This is a genomic window from Micromonospora sp. NBC_00421, assembly GCF_036017915.1.
Lineage (GTDB): Bacteria > Actinomycetota > Actinomycetes > Mycobacteriales > Micromonosporaceae > Micromonospora.
In genome coordinates this window covers 2,471,009-2,494,646 of sequence record NZ_CP107929.1, presented here as the reverse complement: position 1 = coordinate 2,494,646, position 23,638 = coordinate 2,471,009, and the positions used below count along the sequence as shown (strand labels likewise).

17 protein-coding genes are annotated in these 23,638 nt (G+C 73.3%); 11 read left to right on the top strand and 6 right to left on the bottom strand.

What is annotated here, in order from left to right:
- Positions 1 to 14: 14 nt before the first annotated feature.
- Complete coding sequence (locus OHQ87_RS10785; RefSeq protein WP_328347428.1) at positions 15 to 1,127, bottom strand: DICT sensory domain-containing protein; 1,113 nt, start codon at positions 1,125 to 1,127, stop codon at positions 15 to 17.
- Positions 1,128 to 1,364: 237 nt separating this feature from the next.
- Between OHQ87_RS10785 and OHQ87_RS10780 the strand changes: the two genes are divergently transcribed.
- Entirely contained in the window at positions 1,365 to 2,237 is an 873-nt protein-coding gene (locus OHQ87_RS10780) for a hypothetical protein (RefSeq protein ID WP_328347426.1), read from the top strand.
- A 304-nt stretch (positions 2,238 to 2,541) separates the two neighbouring features.
- A complete protein-coding gene (locus OHQ87_RS10775; RefSeq protein WP_328347425.1) occupies positions 2,542 to 3,840 on the top strand; it encodes a hypothetical protein in 1,299 nt (432 codons plus the stop codon).
- Positions 3,841 to 4,176: 336 nt separating this feature from the next.
- On the opposite strand, the gene OHQ87_RS10770 is transcribed toward OHQ87_RS10775, so the two are convergent.
- On the bottom strand, positions 4,177 to 4,524 hold the full coding sequence (locus tag OHQ87_RS10770; RefSeq protein ID WP_328348801.1) for a histone-like nucleoid-structuring protein Lsr2: 348 nt from the start codon (positions 4,522 to 4,524) through the stop codon (positions 4,177 to 4,179).
- Between the two features lie 242 nt (positions 4,525 to 4,766).
- On the opposite strand from OHQ87_RS10770, the gene lon reads away from it, so the two are divergent.
- Entirely contained in the window at positions 4,767 to 7,103 is a 2,337-nt protein-coding gene (gene lon / locus OHQ87_RS10765; RefSeq protein WP_328347423.1) for an endopeptidase La, read from the top strand.
- A gap of 122 nt (positions 7,104 to 7,225) precedes the next feature.
- Positions 7,226 to 7,597 (top strand): DoxX family protein, encoded by a 372-nt coding sequence (locus OHQ87_RS10760; RefSeq protein WP_328347421.1) that lies wholly within the window; start codon positions 7,226 to 7,228, stop codon positions 7,595 to 7,597.
- A gap of 110 nt (positions 7,598 to 7,707) precedes the next feature.
- Here OHQ87_RS10760 and OHQ87_RS10755 read toward each other — a convergent pair whose 3' ends face one another.
- Entirely contained in the window at positions 7,708 to 9,426 is a 1,719-nt protein-coding gene (locus OHQ87_RS10755) for a DEAD/DEAH box helicase (RefSeq protein ID WP_328347419.1), read from the bottom strand.
- Positions 9,427 to 9,663: 237 nt separating this feature from the next.
- Here OHQ87_RS10755 and OHQ87_RS10750 point away from each other — a divergent pair, with 237 nt between their 5' ends.
- From OHQ87_RS10750 to OHQ87_RS10740, 3 genes are all read left to right on the top strand, one after another.
- Positions 9,664 to 10,212 (top strand): 2'-5' RNA ligase family protein, encoded by a 549-nt coding sequence (locus tag OHQ87_RS10750; RefSeq protein ID WP_328347417.1) that lies wholly within the window; start codon positions 9,664 to 9,666, stop codon positions 10,210 to 10,212.
- Positions 10,213 to 10,380: 168 nt separating this feature from the next.
- The gene (locus OHQ87_RS10745; protein ID WP_328347415.1) at positions 10,381 to 12,642 is read left to right on the top strand and encodes a glycoside hydrolase family 9 protein; all 2,262 of its coding nucleotides are present in this window, start codon (positions 10,381 to 10,383) and stop codon (positions 12,640 to 12,642) included.
- A gap of 260 nt (positions 12,643 to 12,902) precedes the next feature.
- Complete coding sequence (locus OHQ87_RS10740) at positions 12,903 to 13,859, top strand: hypothetical protein (RefSeq protein WP_328347413.1); 957 nt, start codon at positions 12,903 to 12,905, stop codon at positions 13,857 to 13,859.
- A 58-nt stretch (positions 13,860 to 13,917) separates the two neighbouring features.
- Here OHQ87_RS10740 and OHQ87_RS10735 read toward each other — a convergent pair whose 3' ends face one another.
- Both OHQ87_RS10735 and OHQ87_RS10730 read right to left on the bottom strand, forming a co-directional pair.
- On the bottom strand, positions 13,918 to 15,144 hold the full coding sequence (locus tag OHQ87_RS10735) for an SLC13 family permease (RefSeq protein WP_328347411.1): 1,227 nt from the start codon (positions 15,142 to 15,144) through the stop codon (positions 13,918 to 13,920).
- Between the two features lie 150 nt (positions 15,145 to 15,294).
- Positions 15,295 to 16,749, bottom strand: a complete 1,455-nt coding sequence (locus OHQ87_RS10730; RefSeq protein WP_328347409.1) for an LVIVD repeat-containing protein — start codon at positions 16,747 to 16,749, stop codon at positions 15,295 to 15,297.
- Positions 16,750 to 16,887: 138 nt separating this feature from the next.
- Between OHQ87_RS10730 and OHQ87_RS10725 the strand changes: the two genes are divergently transcribed.
- The 4 genes from OHQ87_RS10725 to OHQ87_RS10710 all read left to right on the top strand — a co-directional run bounded on the left by OHQ87_RS10725 (position 16,888) and on the right by OHQ87_RS10710 (position 22,256).
- The gene (locus tag OHQ87_RS10725; RefSeq protein ID WP_328347407.1) at positions 16,888 to 17,565 is read left to right on the top strand and encodes a DUF305 domain-containing protein; all 678 of its coding nucleotides are present in this window, start codon (positions 16,888 to 16,890) and stop codon (positions 17,563 to 17,565) included.
- 69 nt (positions 17,566 to 17,634) lie between these two features.
- Positions 17,635 to 18,849 carry a sensor histidine kinase gene (locus OHQ87_RS10720; protein WP_328347405.1) on the top strand — a complete coding sequence of 405 codons (1,215 nt, stop codon included), beginning with the start codon at positions 17,635 to 17,637 and terminating at the stop codon, positions 18,847 to 18,849.
- Positions 18,846 to 19,511 carry a response regulator transcription factor gene (locus OHQ87_RS10715; protein WP_328347403.1) on the top strand — a complete coding sequence of 222 codons (666 nt, stop codon included), beginning with the start codon at positions 18,846 to 18,848 and terminating at the stop codon, positions 19,509 to 19,511. Before OHQ87_RS10720 ends, OHQ87_RS10715 begins: the two co-directional genes overlap by 4 nt.
- A 270-nt stretch (positions 19,512 to 19,781) precedes the next feature.
- Positions 19,782 to 22,256 carry an ABC transporter permease gene (locus OHQ87_RS10710; RefSeq protein ID WP_328347402.1) on the top strand — a complete coding sequence of 825 codons (2,475 nt, stop codon included), beginning with the start codon at positions 19,782 to 19,784 and terminating at the stop codon, positions 22,254 to 22,256.
- A gap of 58 nt (positions 22,257 to 22,314) precedes the next feature.
- Here the strand turns inward: OHQ87_RS10710 and OHQ87_RS10705 are convergent, their stop codons facing one another.
- Complete coding sequence (locus OHQ87_RS10705) at positions 22,315 to 23,577, bottom strand: nucleotide sugar dehydrogenase (RefSeq protein WP_328347400.1); 1,263 nt, start codon at positions 23,575 to 23,577, stop codon at positions 22,315 to 22,317.
- Between the last annotated feature and the right edge of the window lie 61 nt (positions 23,578 to 23,638).

Genomic DNA, 23,638 nt, shown 5'->3' with positions numbered 1-23,638 from the left:
GTGTCCCCCCGTTCTCAGTGCTGGGCGGCGCTCGCGACGGCCTCCCGGGCGACAGTGGCCACCGGAACGCCCTCCCGGGCCGCCCACCCGACGGCATGCCGGACCTCGGCCACCGGCATCGGCCGCCGGTCGGTCACGGTGACCGCCGCGTGCACCGCGAAGGACACGAAGGGGTACGACCGGGCGAGCCCGGCCACCGAGGCGTGCACCTGACCGGCCACCGCCAGCGCCTCCTCCCGGGTCAACGCCGGCAGGACCAGCAGGTACTCGTCGGGGGCGAGGCGGACCGCCCGGTCCACCGGCCGCAGTGGCGCGGTCAGCGCGGCGATCACGGCCTGCGCCTCCCGGGCGGCGCTGCGCCGTCCGAAGCGTTCGGGGGCGCCGGCGGGCTCACTGACCCGTACCCCGATCAGGGCCACCGGCAGGGTGCCTGCGGCGGTCACCCCGCCCATCCCGGTCCAGCGGTGCAGCGTCGGCTCGTCCACCAGCCCCGGCGGGCCCTCCACCGGCTCGCCGACCCGATCCGACCCGCTGCGGTGGGCGCGGTCTACCCGCTCGGCCATCAGCCGCAACGCCGCCTCGGCCCGGCTCTCGCCGGGGGTCGCCGGCAGGTCCCGGACCCGGCGTAGCACCTGGTCGATCGCGGTCAGTGCGGCCGGGGGGAGCCGGTCGCCGAGCTGCGCCCGCAGCCGGATCACCTCGTGCAGGGCCTCGTCCCGGCGGAAGCCCCAGCGGCCGGAGAAGAGCCGACCCTCCTCCAGCGTGCCGGCCGCCGCCACCTCACGCTGGTCCCGGGCCACCAGGCTGGCCCCGAACCGAGGGGTCAGCGCCACCACGCTCCACTCCCGCGCAAGCTCCTCGGATTCGTCAAGCGCCACCGCGTACGCCCCGGGTGGCAGCTCCGGTGGTGTCTCCCCGACCAGCCCGACCACGGTGACCGCCGCGCTGGCCGCGATCCGGCCGTAGCGGGCCTGTTCCCGCAGGAAGTAGGGCATCCGCTGGAACAGGGCGATCACCACCAGTGGCCCGTCCTCGGCGGTGGCCAGCGCCGACCGCTCGATGGCGTGGGAGACCGTGACGAGACTCCGCTTGGTCAACAGTTCCGGGGCCGGTCCGTCGTGCAGCACCCCGTGAGCGTAGAGAAACCGGTCGGGGCACACCAACCGCCCGGGACCGCCACCAACGTCCGGCACCGCACCGGCCGGCACCGACGGACCGACCGACACCGCACCGACCGACGCCGCACCGACCGACGCGCACCGACCGACGCCGCACCGACCGGCCGCACCGACGAGGCGGGAACCGTGCTCGACGTCCTAGACTCGTCCGGTCACCTTCCCCGCCATGGACGGACCGACCCGACGATGACGCGTACCGCCACCGACGACGGCGCCCGGCTGCGGCCGGTCCCGGCCGGTGCGGCGCCGCTGTTCGTCCGTGCCGGCCATGCGGTGTACGCCGCCCGCCGGCTCGGCGACCTGGTGTCGCGGCGACCGGCCGGGGTCACCGGGCACCAGTGGAGCTCGGCCCTGCGGGAGGAGTTCGACCACGTCGTCTGCGCGGCCGACACCGGTGTCCCGCTGTTCGCCCTGACCGTCGGCCCCACCGCGCCGGCGGGTTCGGCCGGGCAGCGGGCCGAACGGATGGGTGCGGCGGTGTGCACCGCCGTGGGCCTGCCGGTGCTGCGGATCGGGTCGCCGACCCTGCGGGCCGCGCGACACGGCCGACGGATCGTCACGTACGTCGTGGATGCGCGCGCCTACGCCGCCGGTGCCGCCTCGGACGACCCGGACGACGCGCCGGTCGGCTTCCGCGACATCGTCGGCCGGCTGCCGGACGGGCGCACCGGGCCGGTAAACGACCTCGGCGCGTTGTCCCGGGTGGCGGCCGTCGAGGCGTACGTGTCCCGGCGGCTCAGCGACCCGATCGTGCGGGGGCTGCACGTGCATTGGCAGGGTGGGGTGGCCGAGGGCTGGAGCTGGGTCGAGGTGCGGCCCGGCCGGAGTCTGGTGGAGCGGGTCACCGTGCACGAGGCCCGGCTGCACTGCGGGATCGACCCCGGTCGACTGGCCGAGGATCTGGCGGCGGTGGCGGTCGGCGACCGGCTGGCCGGGGCGGAGTTCGACGAATCCACCCTGCTCGACCGGGAAGAGTTGCGGCGGCAGATCCGCACACTGCGGGACCGGCGGGACGAGTTGACCGCGCCGTTCGCCTTCGACCACCTCTGCGTGGACTGATCCGGCACACGACCGGCCGTCATTTTCCGGCGACGGTTGGTGACATTCCGGCCCGACCGGAAAACAGTCCCGGATCCTTCGATCCGCGTTGAACCTTCGTCCGCGCCGGCCCGTACCTAAGCGGGAATGGGCAGGATTTCCCCAGCCGCGCCACCCGACGCGGCGGACGGTGCGGGAAGGCATCGTCGGCCATCGACGTGCGACCGGAACGTCGCAGTGCCCCGGGCGGGGGCGACGGACCCGAAAGGGCGTCTCCTCGTCGGGGACACGAGTCAGGTACCGGATCGAGAAGGAGAGCAATTCGATGCGCAGGTCCACAGGGGCACGCCGGTCATCCGGTAACGCGCGGAGCAAGCGGCTGCTGGCGGCGGTCGGTGCGCTCGTCGTCTTCGGCGGCATCGCCGCCGTCACCCAGATCTCCTCGGCCGGGGACAAGCCGAGGCAGCAGACCCGTAACGTCTCGTCGGCCTGCGTCGCACCGAGCCCCGGTGCCACCTCGCCGAGCGGGCGCGGCAGCACCACCCAGACGTGGCAGAACGGCCGCTGGGTCCGTAACCACTGGGGTGACGGGCAGATGTCCGTCGCCGAGTGCCAAGCCGTCAAGGCCGGCAACGCGCCGGTGACCACGCTCGCCTCGACGGTGGCCTGCCCGGAGGTCACCCCCCGGCTGCCGCAGATTCCGGCCCAGGCCAAGGCCGAGGTGGACAAGGAACTCGCCCTGCTCAAGACCCAGATCGACGACGCCAACAAGCGGTTGGCCGCCGAGGGGCGCAACGGGCAGGCGTTCATCAACAACGCCATCCTCGGCCCACTGGCCGACAAGCGACGGTCCGCGCTGAACCGGATCGCCACCGCGATCGGCCGGTTCGCCCAGCGCCCGCAGGGCCTGGATCAGCTCGCCGGCTGCCAGGTGGCCGCCAACAACGGCGGCCAGAACGGTGGCAACAACAACGGCGGCCAGAACAACGGCGGCCAGAACGGCAACAACGGCGGCCAGAACGGCAACAACAACGGCGGCCAGAACAACGGCGGTCAGAACGGCAACAACGGCAACGCCCTGGGCGTGCTCGCGAAGGACTGCGGCAACAGCAAGCTGCAGCCGCACGACGGCTTCCAGAACGGCAACCGCTGCGTCAGCACCGCCTTCGGTGAGGTCGGCGCGGCGGCCAGCAACCCGTCGCTGCTGATCACGCAGTTCCCGAACCAGGTGCGACGCAACCAGGCGTTCAGCCTGAAGGTCTCCACCCGTAACCTGGTCCGGGACCGGTTCCTGGCGGCCGGCCAGGGTGGCTACTACGTGGAGAGCTCGGTGCTCAACGGCCAGGGTCTCACCCGCGGCCACTTCCACACCGCCTGCCGGATGCTCCAGAGCACCAACCAGGCCCCGTCCAACCCGCAGGACGTTCCGGCGTTCTTCGTGGCCACCGAGGACGGCAAGGGCGGCAACCAGGCCGACGACGTGACCATCCAGATCCCGGGCCTGCCGCAGTCGGGTACGGCGCAGTGCGCGGTCTGGGCCGGCGACGGCTCGCACCGGGTGCCGATGATGGAGCGGGCCAACCAGACCCCCGCCTTCGACGTGGTGCGTATCCAGGTCAACTGACCGGACGGACGACGACGGCGACGGGCCGCCCCGGGTGATCCCGGGGCGGCCCGTGGTTTTCGTGGGACTCCACCCGGTCGGCCCGAAGCCGCCCGCCCTGTGGTGCGGGCCGGCCCGTGCCGACCCGCCTGTGGTGCCGGCCACCTGCCGACCCCGGGCCGTGGTGCGGGCCACCTGTGCCGACTCCGGGCCGTAACTGGTCGCGGCTGACCGGGCCGGCAACGGTTTTCGGCGGCGGGCCGACGGTTGGAAATTGTGGACAGCACGAAAAGCGCCGGGGTCACGCTGATATCTCAGCGTGACCCCGGCGCATCCGATCGTGACCCGACCTGCCGGTCAGCGGTTCTTCCACGCCTCCACGACCGACACCGGGATGCGACCACGCTCGGAAATCTCGTGGCCGTTCTTGGTCGCCCATTCCCGGATGGCGCGGTTCTGCTCGCGATCCATTCCCGAGACCCCGGCCCGCGCGGGGCGGCGAGCCGGGCGACCGGCGTCGACCACGCCCCGACCCATTCGGCGGCCAGCGGTGATGTATGCGTCGAGCGTCTTGCGCAGCACCCCCGCGTTCTCGTCGGAGAGATCGATGGTGTACGCCGCCCCGTCCAGGCTGAACTCGACGGTCCGATCGGCCTTTCCGCCGTCGAGGTCGTCGGTCAGAACGGTGATTACTTTCCTTGCCATCGCCATTACTCCCTGTGTTGAGCGGGGTGTGCTAAGAGTTTGACCTATCTGACGCCAAATCCGCAACAATACGCCTCCCTTTCATTTGGCGGGGCGCGTGAATCCTGGGAAATCCGGGTCCGGGCAATGCTGGCCGAGGGTGATGGTGCCCCCGGGATGTGTCCTGGGTCACATCCCGGAACATGGGGAACGGTTTGTGACTTGAGTGAGACACGCTCAACTCAACCGATGGCAGGTGTCCGATGGCAACCCTTCCGGTACTTCCCCTGACCGACGTCGTCCTGCTGCCCGGCATGGTCATCCCGGTGACCCTCGACCCGACCACCCAGGCCGCGGTCGACGCGGCCCGGGCCAGCGGTGACAAGACCCTGCTCGCCGTGCCGCGCATCGACGGCGAGTACGGCCCCGTCGGCACGATCGCCACCATCGAGAAGGTGGGCCGGCTCCCCGACGGTGAACCCGCCGCCGTGGTGCGCGGCCTGGCCCGCGCCCGGATCGGCTCCGGGGTCCCCGGGCCCGGCGCCGCCCTCTGGGTGGAGGCCACCCGACTCGACGAACCCGCACCCGCCGGTCGCGCCCGTGAGCTGGCCCGGGAGTACCGGGCCCTGATGACCTCCGTCCTTCAACAGCGGGGCGCCTGGCAGGTCATCGATGCGATGGAGCGGATGACCGACCTGTCCGAACTGGCCGACGCGGCCGGCTACGCGCCCTGGCTCAGCCTGGGCCAGAAGACCGAACTGCTCGCCGCGCCGGACGTCAACGCCCGGCTGGAACTGCTGGTCGGCTGGGTCAGGGAGCACCTGGCCGAGCAGGAGGTCACCGAGCAGATCAACAGCGACGTCCGGGACGGGCTGGAGAAGTCCCAGCGGGAGTTCCTGCTCCGCCAGCAGCTCGCCGCGATCCGCAAGGAACTGGGCGAGGACGAGCCGGACGGCTCTGCCGACTACCGCGCCCGGGTCGAGGCGGCCGACCTGCCGGAGAAGGTCCGCGAGGCGGCCCTGCGCGAGGTCGGCAAGCTGGAACGGGCCAGCGACGCCTCTCCGGAGGCGGGCTGGATCCGGACCTGGCTGGACACGGTGCTGGAGATGCCGTGGAGCACCCGGACCGAGGACGACACCGACCTGGCGGCGGCCCGTGCGGTGCTCGACGCCGACCACGCCGGCCTGGCCGACGTGAAGGACCGCATCCTGGAGTACCTCGCGGTGCGCAACCGCCGCGCCGAGCGCAACCTCGGCGTGGTCGGCGGGCGCGGTTCCGGCGCGGTGCTCGCCCTCGCCGGCCCGCCCGGCGTCGGCAAGACCAGCCTCGGCGAGTCGGTGGCCCGCGCGCTGGGCCGCAACTTCGTCCGGGTGTCGCTCGGCGGCGTCCGCGACGAGGCCGAGATCCGCGGCCACCGGCGCACCTACGTCGGGGCACTGCCCGGTCGGATCGTCCGCGCACTGCGCGAGGCCGGCTCGATGAATCCGGTGGTGCTCCTCGACGAGGTCGACAAGCTGGCAGTCGGGTACGCCGGTGATCCGGCCGCCGCCCTGCTGGAGGTGCTCGACCCGGCGCAGAACCACACCTTCCGGGACCACTACCTGGAGGTCGACCTCGACCTGTCCGACGTGCTTTTCCTGGCCACCGCCAACGTGGTGGAGAGCATCCCCGGCCCGCTGCTGGACCGGATGGAACTGGTCACCCTGGACGGGTACACCGAGGACGAGAAGGTGGCCATCGCCCGCGACCACCTGCTGCCCCGGCAGCTCCAGCGGGCCGGGCTGACCGCCGAGGAGGTCACCGTGGCCGACGAGGCCCTCGCCCGGATCGCCGGGGAGCACACCCGGGAGGCCGGCGTCCGGCAGCTCGAACGGGCCCTGGCGAAGATCCTGCGCAAGGTCGCCGTCGGCCTGGCCACCGACCCGGCCCCGGTCCGGGTCGACATCGGCAACCTGGCCCGCTACCTGGGCCGGCCGAAGTTCACCCCGGAGTCGGCCGAGCGGACGGCGGTGCCCGGCGTGGCCACCGGCCTGGCCGTCACCGGTGCGGGTGGCGACGTGCTCTTCATCGAGGCCACCAGCATGGAGGGCGAGCCCGGGTTGACCCTGACCGGGCAGCTCGGCGACGTGATGAAGGAGTCCGCCCACATCGCGTGGTCGTACCTGCGCTCCCACGGGAGGCGGTACGGCCTCGACCCGAACGTCCTCGCCGGACACCGGATCCACCTGCACGTCCCGGCGGGCGCGGTGCCCAAGGACGGCCCGAGCGCCGGCATCACCATGGTCACCGCGCTGGCCTCGCTGGTGACCGGCCGACCGGTGCGGCCCGAGTTCGGGATGACCGGTGAGGTGACGCTCTCCGGCCGGGTGCTGCCGATCGGCGGGGTGAAGCAGAAGCTGCTCGCCGCGCACCGGGCCGGCCTCACCGAGGTGATCATCCCGGCCCGCAACGAGCCGGACCTCGACGACCTGCCCACCGAGGTACGCCAGGCATTGACCGTGCACACCCTGGCCGACGTCGCCGACGTGCTCGCCCTGGCGTTGCGCCCGGCCGACATCGACGCGGAGACGCTCGGCGGTCGGCCGGTCGGCGCCGCCTGACGGTCATCCCCGCCGGCTCCCGACGTCCACCGGGCGTCGGGGGCCGCCCGGCCCCGTAGCCTGAACCCGTCCCGTTCCCCGCATCCGCCACCGTACGGTGGCACCCCCGGAGGCGACCGCCCGTGAACGTGTTCCTGTGGATACTGCAGATCCTGCTCGCCGCGCTCTTCGCCGGCGCGGGACTGACCAAGCTGACCCAACCCAAGGAGAAGCTGCGCGACCGGATGAGCTGGGTGGAGAACGTGCCGCCCACCCAGGTCAAGGCGCTCGGCGCGGTCGAGGTGCTGGCCGCGATCGGGCTGATCCTGCCCGGCCTCACCGGCATCGCCACGGTGCTCACCCCGCTGGCCGCCGTCGGGCTGGTGATCGTGATGGCCGGCGCGGTCGTGGTGCACGCCCGGGCCAAGGAGCACCCGGGCACGGCGCTGACCGCGGTGCTGCTGGTCCTGGCGGCGATCGTCGCCTGGGGTCGCTTCGGGCCGTACCCGCTGTGAGGGACCACACCGCGCTGAGCAGACACCCGGTCTGAGGGACCGGTCCGCTCCGCGCAAGCGCGACCGGCCCGCGCCCCCGGTGGGGATGCGGGCCGGTGTCGCGTGGTGGTTCAGTGCCCCTCGCCGCCGCGGTCGCGCCGTACGGTCGCCTTGCGGCCCTTGATGGTGCTGTTGCGCAGGCCCGCGATCACCTCGTCGGCGACGCCCTGCGGCACCTCCACCAGGGAGAACCGGTCGGCGATCTCGATCGAGCCGATGTCCCGGCCGCTGACGTTGGTCTCCCCGGTGATCGCACCGACCAGGTCCTGCGGGCGGACCCCGGCGCGGCGGCCCAGGCCGATGAAGACCTGCGCGGTGCCGCCCGTGCGGGACCGGCCGCCACCGCGCCGCTCCCCACCCCGACCCTCGAACCCCGGTCGGGACTCCCGGGGCGCCCGGACCGCCACCTGTGGGATCTCCTCCTCGTCGTCGGAGCCCGGCAGGGCCGCCTCGTGGGCCAGCTTGACGGCCGCCAGCGCCACCTCCATCAGGTCGAACTCGTCGGACAGCGACTCGACGATCACCCGGAACGGGTCCAGGTCGTCCTCCAGCAGGCTCTCCCGCAGCGCCGCCTGGGTCAGTGCCATCCGTCGGGTCCGCAGGTCGGCCACCGTCGGGATCTTGTCGATGTCGATCCGTTGGCCGGTGACCCGCTCGATGGTCTTGAGCATCCGGTGCTCCCGGGGCTCGGCGAGGGTGATCGCCACCCCCTCCCGACCGGCCCGGCCCACCCGGCCGATCCGGTGCACGTACGACTCAGGAGCCGACGGCACGTCGTAGTTGACCACGTGGGTGAGCTGCTCGACGTCCAGCCCGCGGGCCGCCACGTCGGTGGCCACCAGCAGGTCGGCGGTGCCGGCACGCAGCCGTCCCATCACCCGGTCCCGCTGCTCCTGGCTCATCCCGCCGTGCAGCGCCTCGGCCCGGTAGCCGCGCCCGTTCATCGTCTCGGTGAGCCGGTCCACCTCCTCCCGGCTGCGGCAGAACACGATCGCCGCCGTCGGGGACTCCACGTCCAGCACCCGACCCAACACCGCCGGCTTGTGCGCCCGGGTGACGATGTACGCGCTCTGCCGTACCCGGGGTGCCTCGCCGGCCACCGGCTGCTCGCGCCCGATCTGGATCCGTTCCGGGTCGGTCAGGTGCTTACGGGCCAGTCCGTCGATCCGGGCCGGCATGGTGGCCGAGAAGAGCACCGTCTGGCGCTGGGCGGGCGCGTGCTCCAGGATCGCCTCGATGTCCTCGGCGAAGCCCATGTCGAGCATCTCGTCGGCCTCGTCCAGCACCACCGTGGCCAGCGAACCCAGCCGCAGGGTGCCCCGGGCGATGTGGTCCAGTGCCCGGCCCGGGGTCGCCACCACCACGTCCACGCCCAGGTCCAGGGCGCGGAGCTGGCGGCCGATCGGCTGGCCACCGTAGATGGGCAGCACCCGGGCACCGAGGTCCTTGCCGTATCGGTGGAACGCCTCGGAGACCTGCACCGCCAGCTCCCGGGTGGGCACCAGCACCAGCGACACCGGGTCGCCGCCGCTGCGGTCGTCCGGCATCCGCTGCAACAGCGGCAGGGCGAACGCGGCGGTCTTGCCCGTACCGGTCGCCGCCTGCCCGAGCAGGTCCCGGCCGGCCAGCAGCAGCGGGATGGCCTCCCGTTGGATCGGGGTCGGCTCCTCGTAGCCGAGCGCGGAGAGGGCGCCCAGCAGTTCGGCGCGCAGCCCGAGATCCACGAAGGCGGGCACCGTGTCGGAGTCGCCGGGGGCGGAGAGGTCGGTCGGTGTAGGTGCGGAACTCATGGGGCAAAGTTTTCCATCACCCCGGTCGGGCCGTTCCGCCGACCGGCACAACCGTGCCGGTCGGCACAACCCGTGCCCCCGCCCTGCCTCCCCGCCCGGGTCGGCCCGACCGGCCAGCCCATCGCCGGAGCAGGCCCGCCCGCCGGGATGGCCGTCCCGGTCACCGCCCGCCGACCGGAGCGGCCCGTGCCGGTGACCGTCCGCCCGGGTCACCGTCCGCCGGTTAGCCTGGCGGGCGTGCGTACGGTCGAACTGCTCTGCTGCCCGACGCTGGAGGAGACGGTGCGCGCCGCCTGGGGCCGGCTGGCCGGGGCGGGGCTGCCCAGCCTGGCCCGGCACGGCCACCCGACCAACCGGCCGCACCTGACGCTGGCGGCCGTCGAGGCGTTCCCGCCCGGCGCGGTCGACCGGCTCGCCGGGCTCCTCGACGCCGCGCTGCCCCTGCCGGTCCGGCTGGAGCGGGTGACGGTGCTCGACGGCAGCACCCCGCTGGTCTGGCTGGTCCGGCCCACCGCCGCGTTGACCGCCCTGCACGAGGCGGTCTGGGCGGCGCTCGACGGGGCGGACGGCCACCGGCCCTGGCACGCCCCGGGCCGGTGGGTTCCGCATCTGAGTCTCGCGCTGCGCTTCCGCGATCACGACCGACGGTTGGCCCGTGCGCTTACCGACGGCGACCGGCCCGAGGGCCGGTTCGTGGCGGCGCGCAGCTACGACGGCGACACCCGCACCGTCCATCCGCTGGGCGGCGGCATCCGGACGGCCCGGCTGCCGGGTGACGGCACCTGAACCGTCCCCGTCAGGGCCGGCCTGCACCGGCGACCACTTCCACCCGGACTGATGCTGGTCTATGGTGGTCGGAGCGCTCCCGTCGACGGTCTGTCCGACCGCCCGACAGATCGCCGCTGCGCCGGCCCGGTCGGGTGGTCACTGCCATCACCACCCGGAAGAGGCCCCATGCCCCAGCATCCCCGACGGCGTCCGGTCGCGCTCGCGGCCGCCGCCCTGCTCGCCCTCGGTGGGCTCGCGGCCGTGCCGCAGCTCGCCTCCGCCGCCCCCGACCCCGGCTCACCGGTCAAGGTCAACCAGGTCGCCTATGTCCCGGGGCTGCCCAAGCAGGCCACCGTCGTGAACACCGCGACCGCTCCGCTCGGCTGGACGCTGCGCAACGCCGCCGGCGCCACGGTCGCCTCCGGGCAGACCACGGTACGGGGTGCCGACACGCTCTCCGGCGACTCGGTGCACGTCGCGGACTTCTCCGCCTACGACACCCCGGGCACGGGCTACGTGTTGTCGGTCGGCGGGAGCAGCAGCTACCCGTTCGACATCTCCGCCGACCCGGTGCGCCGGCTGCGTGGCGACTCGCTCGCCTTCTTCTACCACCAGCGCAGCGGCACCCCGATCGACGCCCAGTACGTCGGTGCCCGCTACGCCCGCCCGGCCGGGCACGTCAACGTCGCCCCGAACCGGGGCGACGACAACGTGCCGTGCCGCACCTCCTGCGGTTACACCCTGAACGTGCGCGGTGGCTGGTACGACGCCGGTGACCAGGGCAAGTACGTGGTCAACGGCGGCGTGGCCACCTGGCAGCTACAGAACATCTACGAGCGGACGCTGTACGTCACCGGGGCGGACCGGTCGGCGGTGGCCGACGGCACGCTGGCCATCCCGGAGCGCGCCAACGGTGTGCCGGACGTGCTCGACGAGGCCCGCTGGGAGCTGGAGTTCCTGCTCAAGATGCAGGTGCCGGACGGTCGGAGCAACGCCGGCATGGTGCACCACAAGATCCACGACCAGAACTGGACCGCGCTGCCCACCCGTCCCGAGCTGGACAGCGAGCCCCGGCTGCTCTCCCCGGTGAGCACCGCCGCGACCCTCAACATGGCGGCGGTGGCCGCCCAGGCGTCCCGGCTGTGGAAGCCGTTCGACTCCGCCTTCGCCGCCCGGGCCCTCGTGGCCGCCGAGAAGGCGTACGCGGCGGCGAAGGCCAACCCGAACCGGCTGGCCCCCGCCACGGACAACACCGGCGGCGGCGCGTACGAGGACGCCACCGTCAGCGACGAGTTCTACTGGGCGGCGGCCGAGCTGTACGCGACCACCGGAACGGCCGGCTACCGCACCGACCTGAGCGGCTCCCCGCACGCCCGCGGCGCCAGTTTCACCCGTGGGGCGTACGACTGGGGTTGGACCGCCGGGCTGGGTGACACCACCCTGGCACTCGTGCCGACCGGCCTGCCCACCGGTGACGTGAGCGCGATCCGCTCGGCGATCGTCTCCTTCGCCGACCGGATGCTGGCCCAGACCGCCAACCAGGGCTACCCGGCCCCGGGCAGCGGCGACGGCCGGTACTACTGGGGTTCCAACGGCGCGGTAGCCAACAACGCCAACGTGCTCGCGGTGGCCTTCGACCTGACCGGCACGGCGCGGTACCGCAACGGGGCCTACGCCGCCTACGACTACCTGCTCGGTCGCAACCCGCTGAACCAGTCCTACGTGGCCGGCTACGGGGACAAGCCGGTGCGCAACGTGCACCACCGGTTCTGGGCCAACCAGAACGACGGCTCGCTGCCGATCGCACCGCCCGGTTCGCTCTCCGGCGGCCCGAACAGCGAGTTGCAGGACCCGGTCGTCCAGGCCCAGCTCGGCGGCTGCAAGCCGCAGAAGTGCTTCGTCGACGACATCGGCGCGTATTCGGTCAACGAGGTGGCGATCAACTGGAACTCGGCGTTTGCCTGGCTGGTGCACTGGGCGGCCGAGCAGGCCGGCACCGGCACCACGCCGAACCCGACGCCGACGCCGACGGTGTCCCCGACGGTGACGCCGACCCCGACGCCGACCGGCACGCCCACCGGGCAGCCGACGCCGACCCTGCCGCCGCCGACCACCACGCCCCCGGCGGGCGGCGGGTGCGCGGTGACCTACTCGGCGAACAGTTGGAGCACCGGGTTCACCGGCAGCGTCACGATGACCAACACCGGCACCGCGGCCTGGTCGTCGTGGCGGTTGACCTTCCGGTTCACCGGCAACCAGCAGATCAGCCAGGGCTGGTCGGGCCGGTTCAGCCAGACCGGCAGCGAGGTGACGGTGACCAACGAGAGCTACAACGGCGCGGTCGCCCCGAACGGTTCGGTCAACCTCGGCTTCAACGCCTCCTACAGTGGCGCGAACCCGACCCCGACCGGGTTCGCCGTGAACGGGACGGCCTGCACGGTGCGCTGACCGCCCCCACCGTGGGCCGCCGTGTCGCAACCGGCGGGCGGCCCACGGTGGCCACCGGGCCGATCCGGGGCGTGGTGCCGGCCGGGAAGGTCCACACCCCGCCCCAGGTCCAGTGCCGGCCGTCGCTACTGGAGCCCGCCTCCCGGGATGCACGTCGCCCTTCGAGGGGCATGGGCGGAATGCTGGTTCTCTGCCGGTTCACAGCGTTTACGGTGCTTTCAGGTTCATCCGCACCGTGTCGTACCGGGAGAGGACCGACCATGCGCGTGCCCAGCCGAAGCCCCGGCCCACAGGCCGGCGTGACCCCGCCCGCCCCGGCCCGGCGGACGCCCGTTTCTACGCGCGCCGCCCTCCCGGTCGCCCCCGACCTCGACGCCTACCGGGAGGCGGTGGCGGAGCTGCTGGTCGAGGTCGGCGCGCTGGCCGGCACGGCCGCCACCGCCGCCCGTCAGGTGCTGCTCGACCAGCGGTTGCGCGAACCGGCCATCGCCGACGTGCTCGACGCCACCGAGCAGGGCGTGCTCGGCGCCCGCGAGACGCTGCTGCTGGAGCTGGCCCGCCACCAGCCCGCCGGCCGCACCTCGGCCGCCGACCTGACCGCGCTGGTCCGCAGCTACCTGCTCTCCCGCATCGACCTCATGTGGTGGCGGGACGCCTTGCTCCTGCGCACCGACGAACAGGTCGACACGCACCCCGACCTGATCGACCTGGAGTGGTTGCGCCGACGCGGCCTGCTCGGCTTCCGCTACCGGGAACAACCGGCGGGTCTCCTCGGCCGTGGTGCCCACGCCGTGCGTCGCCGGCTGTTGCCGGAGGCCGCCCCGCCCACCGTCGGGGTGCCGTTCCGGCGGACCCGGCGGGAGATCGTCGCGCTCCTCAACGACCTGGCCCGGGAGTTCGCCCGGTCCGCCCCGGCGGGCACCCCGCCGCTGTGGGTGACCGGCCTGGCCCACAGCGCCGAACACCGGTACCGGTTGCGGCGGCTCGGGTATCCGGCCATGCTCCCCAGCGGGCACTGCCTCGGCTGGGCGGCCGACGTGGAGTTGGCCTGGTACGCCCGGTTCGGCGCGCGCGACGTGCTGGCCGAGATCCTGCTGGCCCGGCAGGCCGCCGGTGAGGTGAACGTCGTCGACGAGGGGACCGTCTGGCACGTCTGCCTGGCCCCCGCCGCCCGGGCCCGGCTGCGCTCGGCGTACGAGGCCGAGATGGGGATCTGAGTCCGGTCCCGGCGACCCGGATGGCTGGCCGCTCGGGCGCCGCAGGCCGGGTGTGCCGTCAGCCGACCACCAGCAGGGCGAGCACCGCGGCCAGCGTGGCGAGTACCGCGACCACCGCGCTGGTGGCCACGAACCGGCCCAGCGGCACGGTCACCCCGGCGGCCCGGCAGCGCTCGTACCACAGCAGGGTGGCAAGCGACGCCCACGGCACCGCCAGCGGGCCGACGTTGGTGCCGATCAGCAGCGCCAGCAGCCGGGTCTCGTCACCGGGTGGGAGCACCGCCTCGCCGGCCAGGTAGGCGGGCAGGTTGTTGACCAGGTTGGCCAGGAACGCGCCGGTGCCGCCGGCCCGCAGTGCCCCCACCGCGCCTCCGGCGTCCCCGAGCAGCACCGACACCAGGTCGTCCAGCCCGTGCCGGCCGAGGGTCTGCACCACCAGGAACAGGCCTGTCACGAAGACCAGCAGCCGCCAGGGCAGCAGCGCCGGCCGTAGGGTCCGCCGGGACCGGACCGCGAAGCCGAGCACCACCAGCCCGGCGGCGACGGCGGCGGCGACGCCGATCTCCACCCCGGCCAGGATGCCGCCGACGAGCAGCAGGCAACCGGCGACCGCCGTGCCGAACAGCAACCGGTCCGCCGGTCGGTACGGCGGGGGTGGGGTGAACCGGTCGGCGTCGCGTCGGCCCCGCCGCCAGTACCAGAACCACAACCCCGCCATGGTCACCATGATCGCCGCGACCTGCGGCAACGCCATCCTGGTCGCGTACGCGAGGGGGGCCAGGTCGATCCGGTCGGCGGCGAGCAGGTTGGTCAGGTTCGACACCGGCAGCAGCAGGCTGGCGGTGTTCGCCAGCCAGACCGTGGTCATCGCCAGCGGGCCCGGGGCGGTGCCCAGCTTGCGGGCCAGCGCGATCATCACCGGGGTGAGCAGGACCGCGGTGGTGTCCAGGTTGAGGGCGATGGTGGTGACCGAGGCGAAGCCGACGCAGAGCAGGAACAGGGCGGCGAAGCTGCCCCGGGCGGCGACCGCCAGCCGGGTGGCCAGCACGTCGAACACCCCGGCGACGGCGGTCAGCTCGGCGAGCACCACCACCGCGCCGAGGAAGAGCAGCAGCGGCAGGATGCGGTGCAGCGTCGCTTCGGCGTCGGCCCGGGGGAGCAGGCCGGTGACCACCGCGCCGACGCCGAGCACGGCCAGCCCGATCGCCACCTGGTCCAGCGGGTGCAGCCGCGGACGACGGGAGCGGTCGGTAGGTACGGGCGGTACGCCGCCGGCAGGTGCCACGGCGCCTGATCCTCGCACAGCCGGCCCGGGGCCGACGCCGGACCGCCCGGACCCGCGACCTGGCGGACCGGGCCGGGGAGTCCGGCCGCTGGCCCCGGGGTGTCCGCCCGCCCCCGACCCGGCGGACCGGGCCGGGGGCGGGCGGCGGAGCTACCAGCTCAGGTAGCCGGCCTGGGTCTGCACGTTCAACTCGGGGACCCGGACCAGATCCGCCGTCCAGGTCCGCCAGTCGCTGAGCTTCAGCACGTCCAGGCCCTTCTGGATGTCGCTGGAGTAGATGTGCCCGTTGTAGTAGTACGTCGACCAGGCGCCACCGGTGGTGAGCTGGGTGTCCGACAACGGCCCCCGCTCCCAGAAGCCGATCTCCTTCGGCCTGGTCGAGTCGGTGAAGTCCCAGACCGAGACCCCGCCCTGATACCACGCCTGCACCAGGACGTCCCGGCCGAGCACCGGGATCAGCGAGCCGTTGTGGGCCACGCAGTTCTCGGTGTCGGCATTGGTCCGGGGGATCTTGTAGTAGCTGCGGAAGACCATCTTCCGGGCGTCACCCCGGCCGGTGACGTCGTAGATGGCGTCCGCGCCACGGTTCGGGCCGACGACCTCGTTGCAGGTGGCCGCGCCGCCGCCACCGAGCTCGTCGGTGAACACGACCTTGGTGCCGGCGTTGTTGAACGTCGCCGAGTGCCAGAACGCGAAGTTGACCGTGTCCCGGACCCGGTTGATCACCCGTGGTGCCTCGCGGTCGCGGATGTCCAGCAGGACCCCGTCGCCCATGCAGGCGCCGGCGGCAAGGTCCTTGGCCGGGTAGGCGGTGATGTCGTGGCAGCCGGAGGTGGCCGAGGTCTGACCCGGGACGCCCTCGTAGCCGCCGTCCGGGAAGAGGTTCGGGGTGGCCACCACGGCCGCCTCGGTGGGCCTCTTGACCGGGACCTTGACGATCGAGATCGAGTCGTGCGGCGGCTGGCAGTCGGGGTAGTCCGCCCGGGGGCTGTACGACGACACGTACAGGTAGACCGTCCTGGGGTCCTTGCCCGGGACGAGGGTGTGGGTGTGCGAACCGCAGGCGGTCTCCACCGACTTGACGTAACGCGGGTTGGCCTTGTCGCTGATGTCGAAGACCTTGATGCCCTCCCAGGACTCCTTGACCGTCGCCGGTTGCGTCGTGCTGGCGCAGGAGTCGTCGGTGCGTGACGAGTCGGTGGAGAGGAAGAGCAGGTTGCCGTAGACCGAGATGTCGTTCTGTGAGCCGGGGCAGAGCACCTGCGACACGATCTTCGGGGTGCTGGGGCGGCCGATGTCGTAGACGACGAAGCCGTTGTAGTTGCCGACGAAGGCGTAGCGGCCCTGGAAGGCCATGTCGGTGCCGAGCGCGCTCGTGGTGTCGAAGGGGGCCTGCTTGGGCAGGTTGGCGACCTGGCGCAGGTTGGGGCTGCTGGAGATCTCGTCGACGGCGAGGCCCGGGGCCGACGCGGGCGGGACCTCGGTCGCGGTGACCGGCGCGGCGTTGCTCGCCGGGCTGGCGGCGACGCTGGCCACCAGCAGACCGGCGGCGACCACGCTGACGACCTTCAGCTGTCGCGGTCGGGGCAGGAGGAATCTGGTCATCGGCAGAACCCTTCGAAAGGGACGATGCGTGCCAGATACGTTACCGGTCAACGAAGGCAGTCGATGTGACCTGCGTCACATCTAAGTGCGATGGTGGATGGATACTATCGCGACGACCTCGATCGGAGGGGGAGTCGCATGACCGGCCGCCGTGGACGGATCCTGCTCGCCGTCACAGTTGCCGTCGCCGTCCTGCTGTCGATCGGGCTGGCTCTGCGCCCCGACGGCCGACCGACGCCGGCAGCCGACCCCACGGCCGCCCCGACGCCTACCCTCCCGGTCGACGCCCCCGGGGTGATCGTGCCCGGCCGGCCGGGGGAGTCCGCCGCCACCCGGCCCGCGCAGGAGGTCCGGGACACCAGCTCACCCCGGTACAACACCCCCGACGTCTGGTTCGTCCGGATGATGATCCCGCACCACCGGCAGGCCCTCCAGATGGCCGAGCTCGCCCCCGATCGGGCCGCCAGCGCACAGGTCAAGGCGATCGCCGCCCGGATTCGCGGTGCGCAGGGGCCGGAGATCGGGCTGCTACGCGGCTGGCTCGACACCCGGGGCCTGGCCGCCGAGGAACCCGGCCACGACCACGGCGGGATGCGCGGCATGCAGTCGCCCGAGGCGATCCGGCAACTCACCGCCGCCCGGGGCGCCGCCTTCGACCGGCTCTTCGTCCAACTCATGACCGCCCACCACGAGGGCGCGGTGACGATGGCGACCGAACTGCTCTCCGCCGGTGCCGACCAGCAGCTCAACGAGTTCGCCAACGCGGTGGCGACCGAACAGACAGTGGAGATCGCCCGGCTGCGCGAGCTGGTCTGACCCCGCCGACCGGCCGGTCCGCCCGAGCGGGGGGCATCGACCCAGGTCGGGGCACTACGCTCGGTCACCGTGAGTCGTACCCTCTTCGGTCGCCCGCTGCGCAGCGTCGCCTTCGACGTCGGCGTCTGCGGCCTGGTGGCGCTCTTCGCCGTGACCGGGGCGGAAGCCCAGCCCGGGGGCTGGCCGGCCGTCCTGGTCGGCCTCGCGATGACGCTGGCCCTGCTGTTCCGCCGGGTGCACCCGGCGCTGGTCGCCGCGGTGGTGGCCGCGCTGGCGCTGACCCAGGTGGTCGCCGGTTGGGGTGTGCTGGCCTACGACATCGCGGTGCTGATCGCCCTCTACAGCGTGGTCAAGTACGCCGACCGGCTGCGCGACGGCGTGCTGGCCGGGGTCGTCGCCGCCATCGGGGTGCTGCTGGCCGCCACGCAGTCCGAGTCCAACCTCGTCTGGTGGGCCACCGCGATCTACTTCGGCCTGGTCACCGGCGGAGTGTGGCTGGCCGCGTTGAACGTGCGCACCCGCCGGCTCTACGTGCTCAGCCTGGAGGAGCGGGCCGTCACCCTGGAGCGGGAGCGGGAGGCGGAGGCCCGTGCGGCGGTGGCCGGCGAGCGGGCCCGGATCGCCCGCGAACTGCACGACGTGGTGGCGCACAGCATGGCGGTGATGATCGTGCAGGCCGATGGGGCCCGCCTGCTGTTCGACCGGGATCCGGAGACCGCCCGGCACGCGGTGAAGGTGGTGGCCGACACCGGTCGGCAGGCCCTGGAGGAGATGCGTCGGCTGGTCGACGTGTTGCGGGAACCGGGCACGCCGGAGGCGACGACCGGCCCTGACGCCACCACCCCCACCACCGACCCGGAACGCCGCCGCGCCACCGTCGGGGAGGTGCCCGCCCTGGTCGGCCGGTTCCGCGACGCCGGCCTGCGGGTCCGGCTCCGCGCCGAGGGCGTGCCGGCGGCGCTGCCACCCGGGCTCGACCTGACTGTCTACCGGGTGGTGCAGGAGGCGCTCACCAACGCCCTCAAGCATGCCGGGGTCGGTGCGGACGTGAAGGTCGTGCTCGGCGTCGACGACGACCTGGTGGTCCGGGTGACCGACGACGGGCGCGGCCGTCCGCCGGTCCGCCCGGCCCCCTCCGGCGGTCATGGCCTGGTCGGGATGCGGGAACGGGTCGGTATCTACGACGGTCGGCTCAGCGCCGGCCCCCGCACCGGCGGCGGGTGGGAGGTCGAGGTACGGCTGCCGCTACCGTCGACCCCGGACCCGGAGGTGATCGCGGTATGACGGTGCGAGTGGTGATCGTGGACGACCAGGCGCTGGTCCGGGCCGGCTTCCGGATGGTGCTCGACTCCCAACCCGACCTGGCGGTCGTCGGTGAGGCGATCGACGGGGCGGACGCGCTACGGGTGCTGGCCCGGGTCGAGGCCGACGTGGTGGTGATGGACCTGCGGATGCCGACCATGGACGGGGTGGAGGCGACCCGCCGGATCTGTGCCGGTTCCGCCGACGGCCGGCCCCGGGTGCTGGTGCTCACCACCTTCGACACCGAGGCGGACGCGTTCGCCGCGCTGCGCGCCGGGGCCAGCGGTTTCCTGCTCAAGAACGTGCCGCCGGAGGACCTGCTGGCGGCCATCCGGGTGGTCGCCGAGGGTGACTCGGTGGTCGCCCCGTCGATCACCCGCCGGCTGCTCGACCGGTTCGCCGACCGGCTCGGCCCGGCCCCCGCCGAGGACCCACGGCTGGCCCAGCTCACCGACCGGGAACGGGAGATCCTGCTGCTTGTCGCCCAGGGGCTGGCCAATGCCGAGATCGCCGCCCGGGTGCACGTCGCCGAGGCGACCGTGAAGACCCACGTCGGCCGGATCCTGGCCAAGCTCCAGCTCCGCGACCGGGTCCAGGTGGTGGTCCTGGCGTACGAGAGCGGCCTGGTCACCCCGGGCGGCTGAGCCGGGTACGACCTGGGTCGTACGGGTCGCCCCGGTCAGGGGCGACCTGCGGCGGAGCCGGTCCGAGCGGCCGGGTGGACGCCGGCCGGTCCGGTGCTGCCTAGCGTCGGAGGAGACCTGCACACGCCGACCGGGAGTCCCCATGTCCGTCCCCACGTCCGTCCATCCCGCTACCGGTTGCCCGGGGCCCGTCCGGTTCGCAGCCGGCTGCTCCGACTCCGTCCGGCCCGCCACGGTCGTGGCCGTCGCCCACCGCCGGCGGTGACCGGGATGCTGCGCCTGACCCTGCGCACGCTGCGCGCCGACGCGCTGCGCCTGCTGCTCTCCTCGGTGGCGATCGTGCTCGGTGTCGCCTTCGTCGCCGGTACGCTGATGCTCACCGACGGCATGCAGGCCGGGGCGTACGAGCGGGCCGCCGCCTTCGACCGGCACACCGACCTCGGTGTCTACGCCGACCGGAGCGCCCTGCCGCCGTCCCTGGTCGACCGGGTGCGCGCGGTCGACGGGGTGGCCGCCGCCGCCGGTGAGCTGACCGCCCTCGCCGGGGTGGTCGGTGCCGACGGCCGTCCGGTGCTCGGCTTCGGGGTGCTCGCCGCGATCCCCACCGAACCGGCGCTGCGCTCGTACGACGTGGTCGCCGGCCGGCTGCCCGACCGCCCCGGCGAGGTGGTCCTCGACGCGCCCACGGTGGCACAGGAGGGTTTTGTCCTCGGCGCCCCGGTCTCCGTCGGCGGGTCCACCGGCCCGGCCCGCCCGTACACCCTGGTCGGCACTGTGGACGTGGCCGACACCACCCGGGACGTCGGTGGCCCGTTCATCGGCCTGGTCGGCCCGGACGCCCTGGCGGCCAGCGGGGAACGGGGCTACGGCCGGATCATGGTGGCCGCCGCGCCGGGCACGTCGGCGCAGACACTGGCCGAACGGGTGGCCGCGGTGGTGGGCGGCGACGCCACGGTGAAGTCACGGCAGCGCATCCTCGACGAGGCAGTCGAGGACGCGGTCCGTGACCTGGACCAGTTCCGGATGGTGCTGCTCACCTTCGCCGGGGTGGCGGTGGTGGTGGCCGGGTTCGTCATCGCCAACACCTTCGCCATCGTGCTCGCCCAGCGGGCCCGGCGGACCGCGTTGCTGCGGCTGGTGGGGGCGGGACGGGGGCAGATCTTCCGGGCCGCTCTCCTGGAGTCGGTGGTGCTCGGCCTGGTCGGCTCGGCCCTCGGGGTGGTGCTCGGCGTCGGCCTGGCCGCCGGAGCGTCGGCCCTGGTGCCGCGCTTCGACCTGCCGGTCTCCGGCGGCTTCACGCTCACCACCCGCACCGTCCTGCTCAGCGTGCTGCTCGGCACGGTGGTCACCGTCGGATCCGCGTTGGTGCCCGCCTGGCAGGGCACCCGGGTACCGCCGGTGGCCGCCCTCACCGACGCTGCCGGACAGCCGGCCCGGAGTGCCGGACGGGTCCGGCTGACCGTCGGCGCGCTGGTCGGGGCCGCCGGCATCGCCGCGCTGGCCGGGGCTGCCGCCGTCGGCCAGATCGTCCTGGTCGCCCTCGGCGGAGTGCTGGCCTTCTTCGGCATCGTGCTGTTCGGCCCGGTGCTGGTGCCGCTGCTGGTGCGGGTGCTCGGCCGGCCGTTGCGCCCCCTGCTGAGGGCCACCGCCGCGCTCGCCGTCGCCAACGCCGCCCGCAACCCGCGCCGGGTCTCCGCGACCGCCACCGCCCTGGTGATCGGCATCGGGCTGGTCTCGGCGTTCGTGGTGGGCGCCGGCAGTGTCAAGGTGGGCGTCGAGCGTGCGGTCGACGCCCAGATCGGCGTCGACTACGTGGTCACCGGCATCGGCAGTGACCTGCCTGCCACACTCGCCGGTGAACTGGCTGCCCGCCCCGAGGTGGGCACGGTGCACGAGCACCGCAGCCGGGTCGTCGACGGCGTCCAGCTGCGGTCGGCCCATCCGGCGCTGGTTCGTCGTACCCTCGCCGGGGTCGACACCGGGGACGTCGCCGACCTGGGGCCGGGGGCGGTGCTGGTGCACCGGGAACTGGCCGCCGCCCGGGGGTGGCGGGTGGGGTCGACGGTCACCGTCGCCGGGCGTCCGTTCCGGGTGGCCGCCGTGGTCACCGCCGACGGCCCGCTGCCGGCCCAGGTCTCCGCCGGGCACGTCGTCGACCTGACCGACGCCGACTTCACCAGGCTCTTCCCGACCGAACGGGGCTCCCTGGCCGAGGTCGAACCGGCCGCCGGGGTATCCGCCGAGCGGGCCCGCGCCGCCGTCGAGGCGGTGGTCGACCGGTATCCGACGGTGAACCTGATGGACCAGGCGGCCTACAAGAAGATGCTCACCGGCACGGTGGACATGCTGCTCGCCTTCGTCACCGCGCTGCTCGGCCTGGCGGTGGTGATCGCCCTGGTCGGTGTCGCGAACACGCTCAGCCTTTCGGTGCTGGAGCGGACCCGGGAGAACGCCGTGCTACGCGCCGTCGGGCTGTCCCGGGGGCGGATGCGCGCGTTGCTGGCCGTGGAGGCGGTGCTGACCGCCCTGGTCGGCGCGCTGCTCGGCACCGCGCTGGGCATCGGCGTCAGCGCCGGGGCGGTGGCCTTCGTGGCCCGGGTCGGTGGGGACTTCACCCTGGTGCTGCCCTGGGGACGGCTCGGGCTGATCCTGGCCGTGGCGGTGCTCGCCGCGTTGGCCGCCTCGGTCCTGCCGGCCCGCCGGGCGTTGGCCCGCCCGGTGGTGGAGGCGCTCGGCGCGGACTGACCCGGTCCGGCCCCGGGGCCGGCCGGCCCGGTGGTGGCACGGGCCGGCCGGCACCCGCTCAGAGCCGTTCCACCATCTCGCCCCGGCACCGGTCCCGGGTGTCGAAGACGTACCGGGCGTGCCGGGTGACCAGGTCGTAGTCGAAGCTGTCGTGGTCGGTCACCAGCACCACCGCGTCGGCCGCCGCGATCTCGCGCGCGGTGAGGTCGACCACCGCCACCCCGCCCGGGATGTGCTGCGGTTCGGCGTACGGCTCCACCGCGTGCACGTCCGCGCCGAGCGCCTGCAACCGTCGGGCCACGTCCACCGCCGGCGAGTCGCGCATGTCGCCGGTGTTCTTCTTGTACGCCAGGCCGAGCAGCAGCAGCCGGGCGCCGTTCACCGGTCGGCCGATCCGGTTCAACCCGGCCATCACCCGCTGGGTCACGTGCTCGGGCATCTGGTGGTTTATGTCGTCGGCCAGCTCGATGAACCGGAACGGTCGGCCCATGGTGCGCTTGACCTGCCAGGACAGGTAGCACGGATCGATCGGCAGGCAGTGCCCGCCGACGCCCGGCCCGGGACGGAACGGCATGAACCCGAACGGCTTGGACGAGGCGGCCTCGATGGCCTGCCAGGCGTCGATACCGAGGTGGTGGGAGGCCATCGCCAGCTCGTTGATCAGCGCGATGTTGACCTGGCGAAAGGTGTTCTCGATCAGCTTGGTCAGCTCCGCGACCCGGGTGGAGTCGACCGGCACGGTCCGCTCGACCAGCTGGCGGTAGAAGCCGTCCACCCGGGCCAGCGACGCCTCGTCCACCCCGGAGACCACCTTCGGGGTGTTCTCCAACCGCCAGGTGGGGTTGCCCGGGTCGATCCGCTCCGGGCTGTAGCCGAGGTGGAAGTCACCGGGGGTGCGCAGGCCGCTCGCCGCCTCGAGCAGCGGCCGGAGCAGGTCCTCGGTGGTCCCCGGATAGGTGGTCGACTCCAGCACCACAGTGCAGCCGCGCCGGACGTACGGGCCGACGGCGGTGCCGGCCTGTTCGACGTAGCTCAGATCGGGGGCGCCATCGCGCAGCGGGGTGGGTACCGTGATCACGCAGATGTCGAAGCCCTCGGCATCCGGGTACTCGGTGCTCGGCCGGTACCGACCGCTGGCCAGGGCGCGGCCGAGCCGGGTAGCCGGAATGTCCTCGACGAAGGACTCACCGGAGGCGAGCCGTTTCACCCGGTCGGCATCGACGTCCAGCCCGACCACGTCCAGCCCGGCCTCGACGGCGCGTATGGCCAGCGGTAGTCCGACGTATCCCTGGCCGATGACGACAAGCTTCTCTGTGTTCAACAGGGCTCCTGTGGCAGATGTATCCCACGAGGGAGCTTAGCTGGCGATATAGCAGATTAGT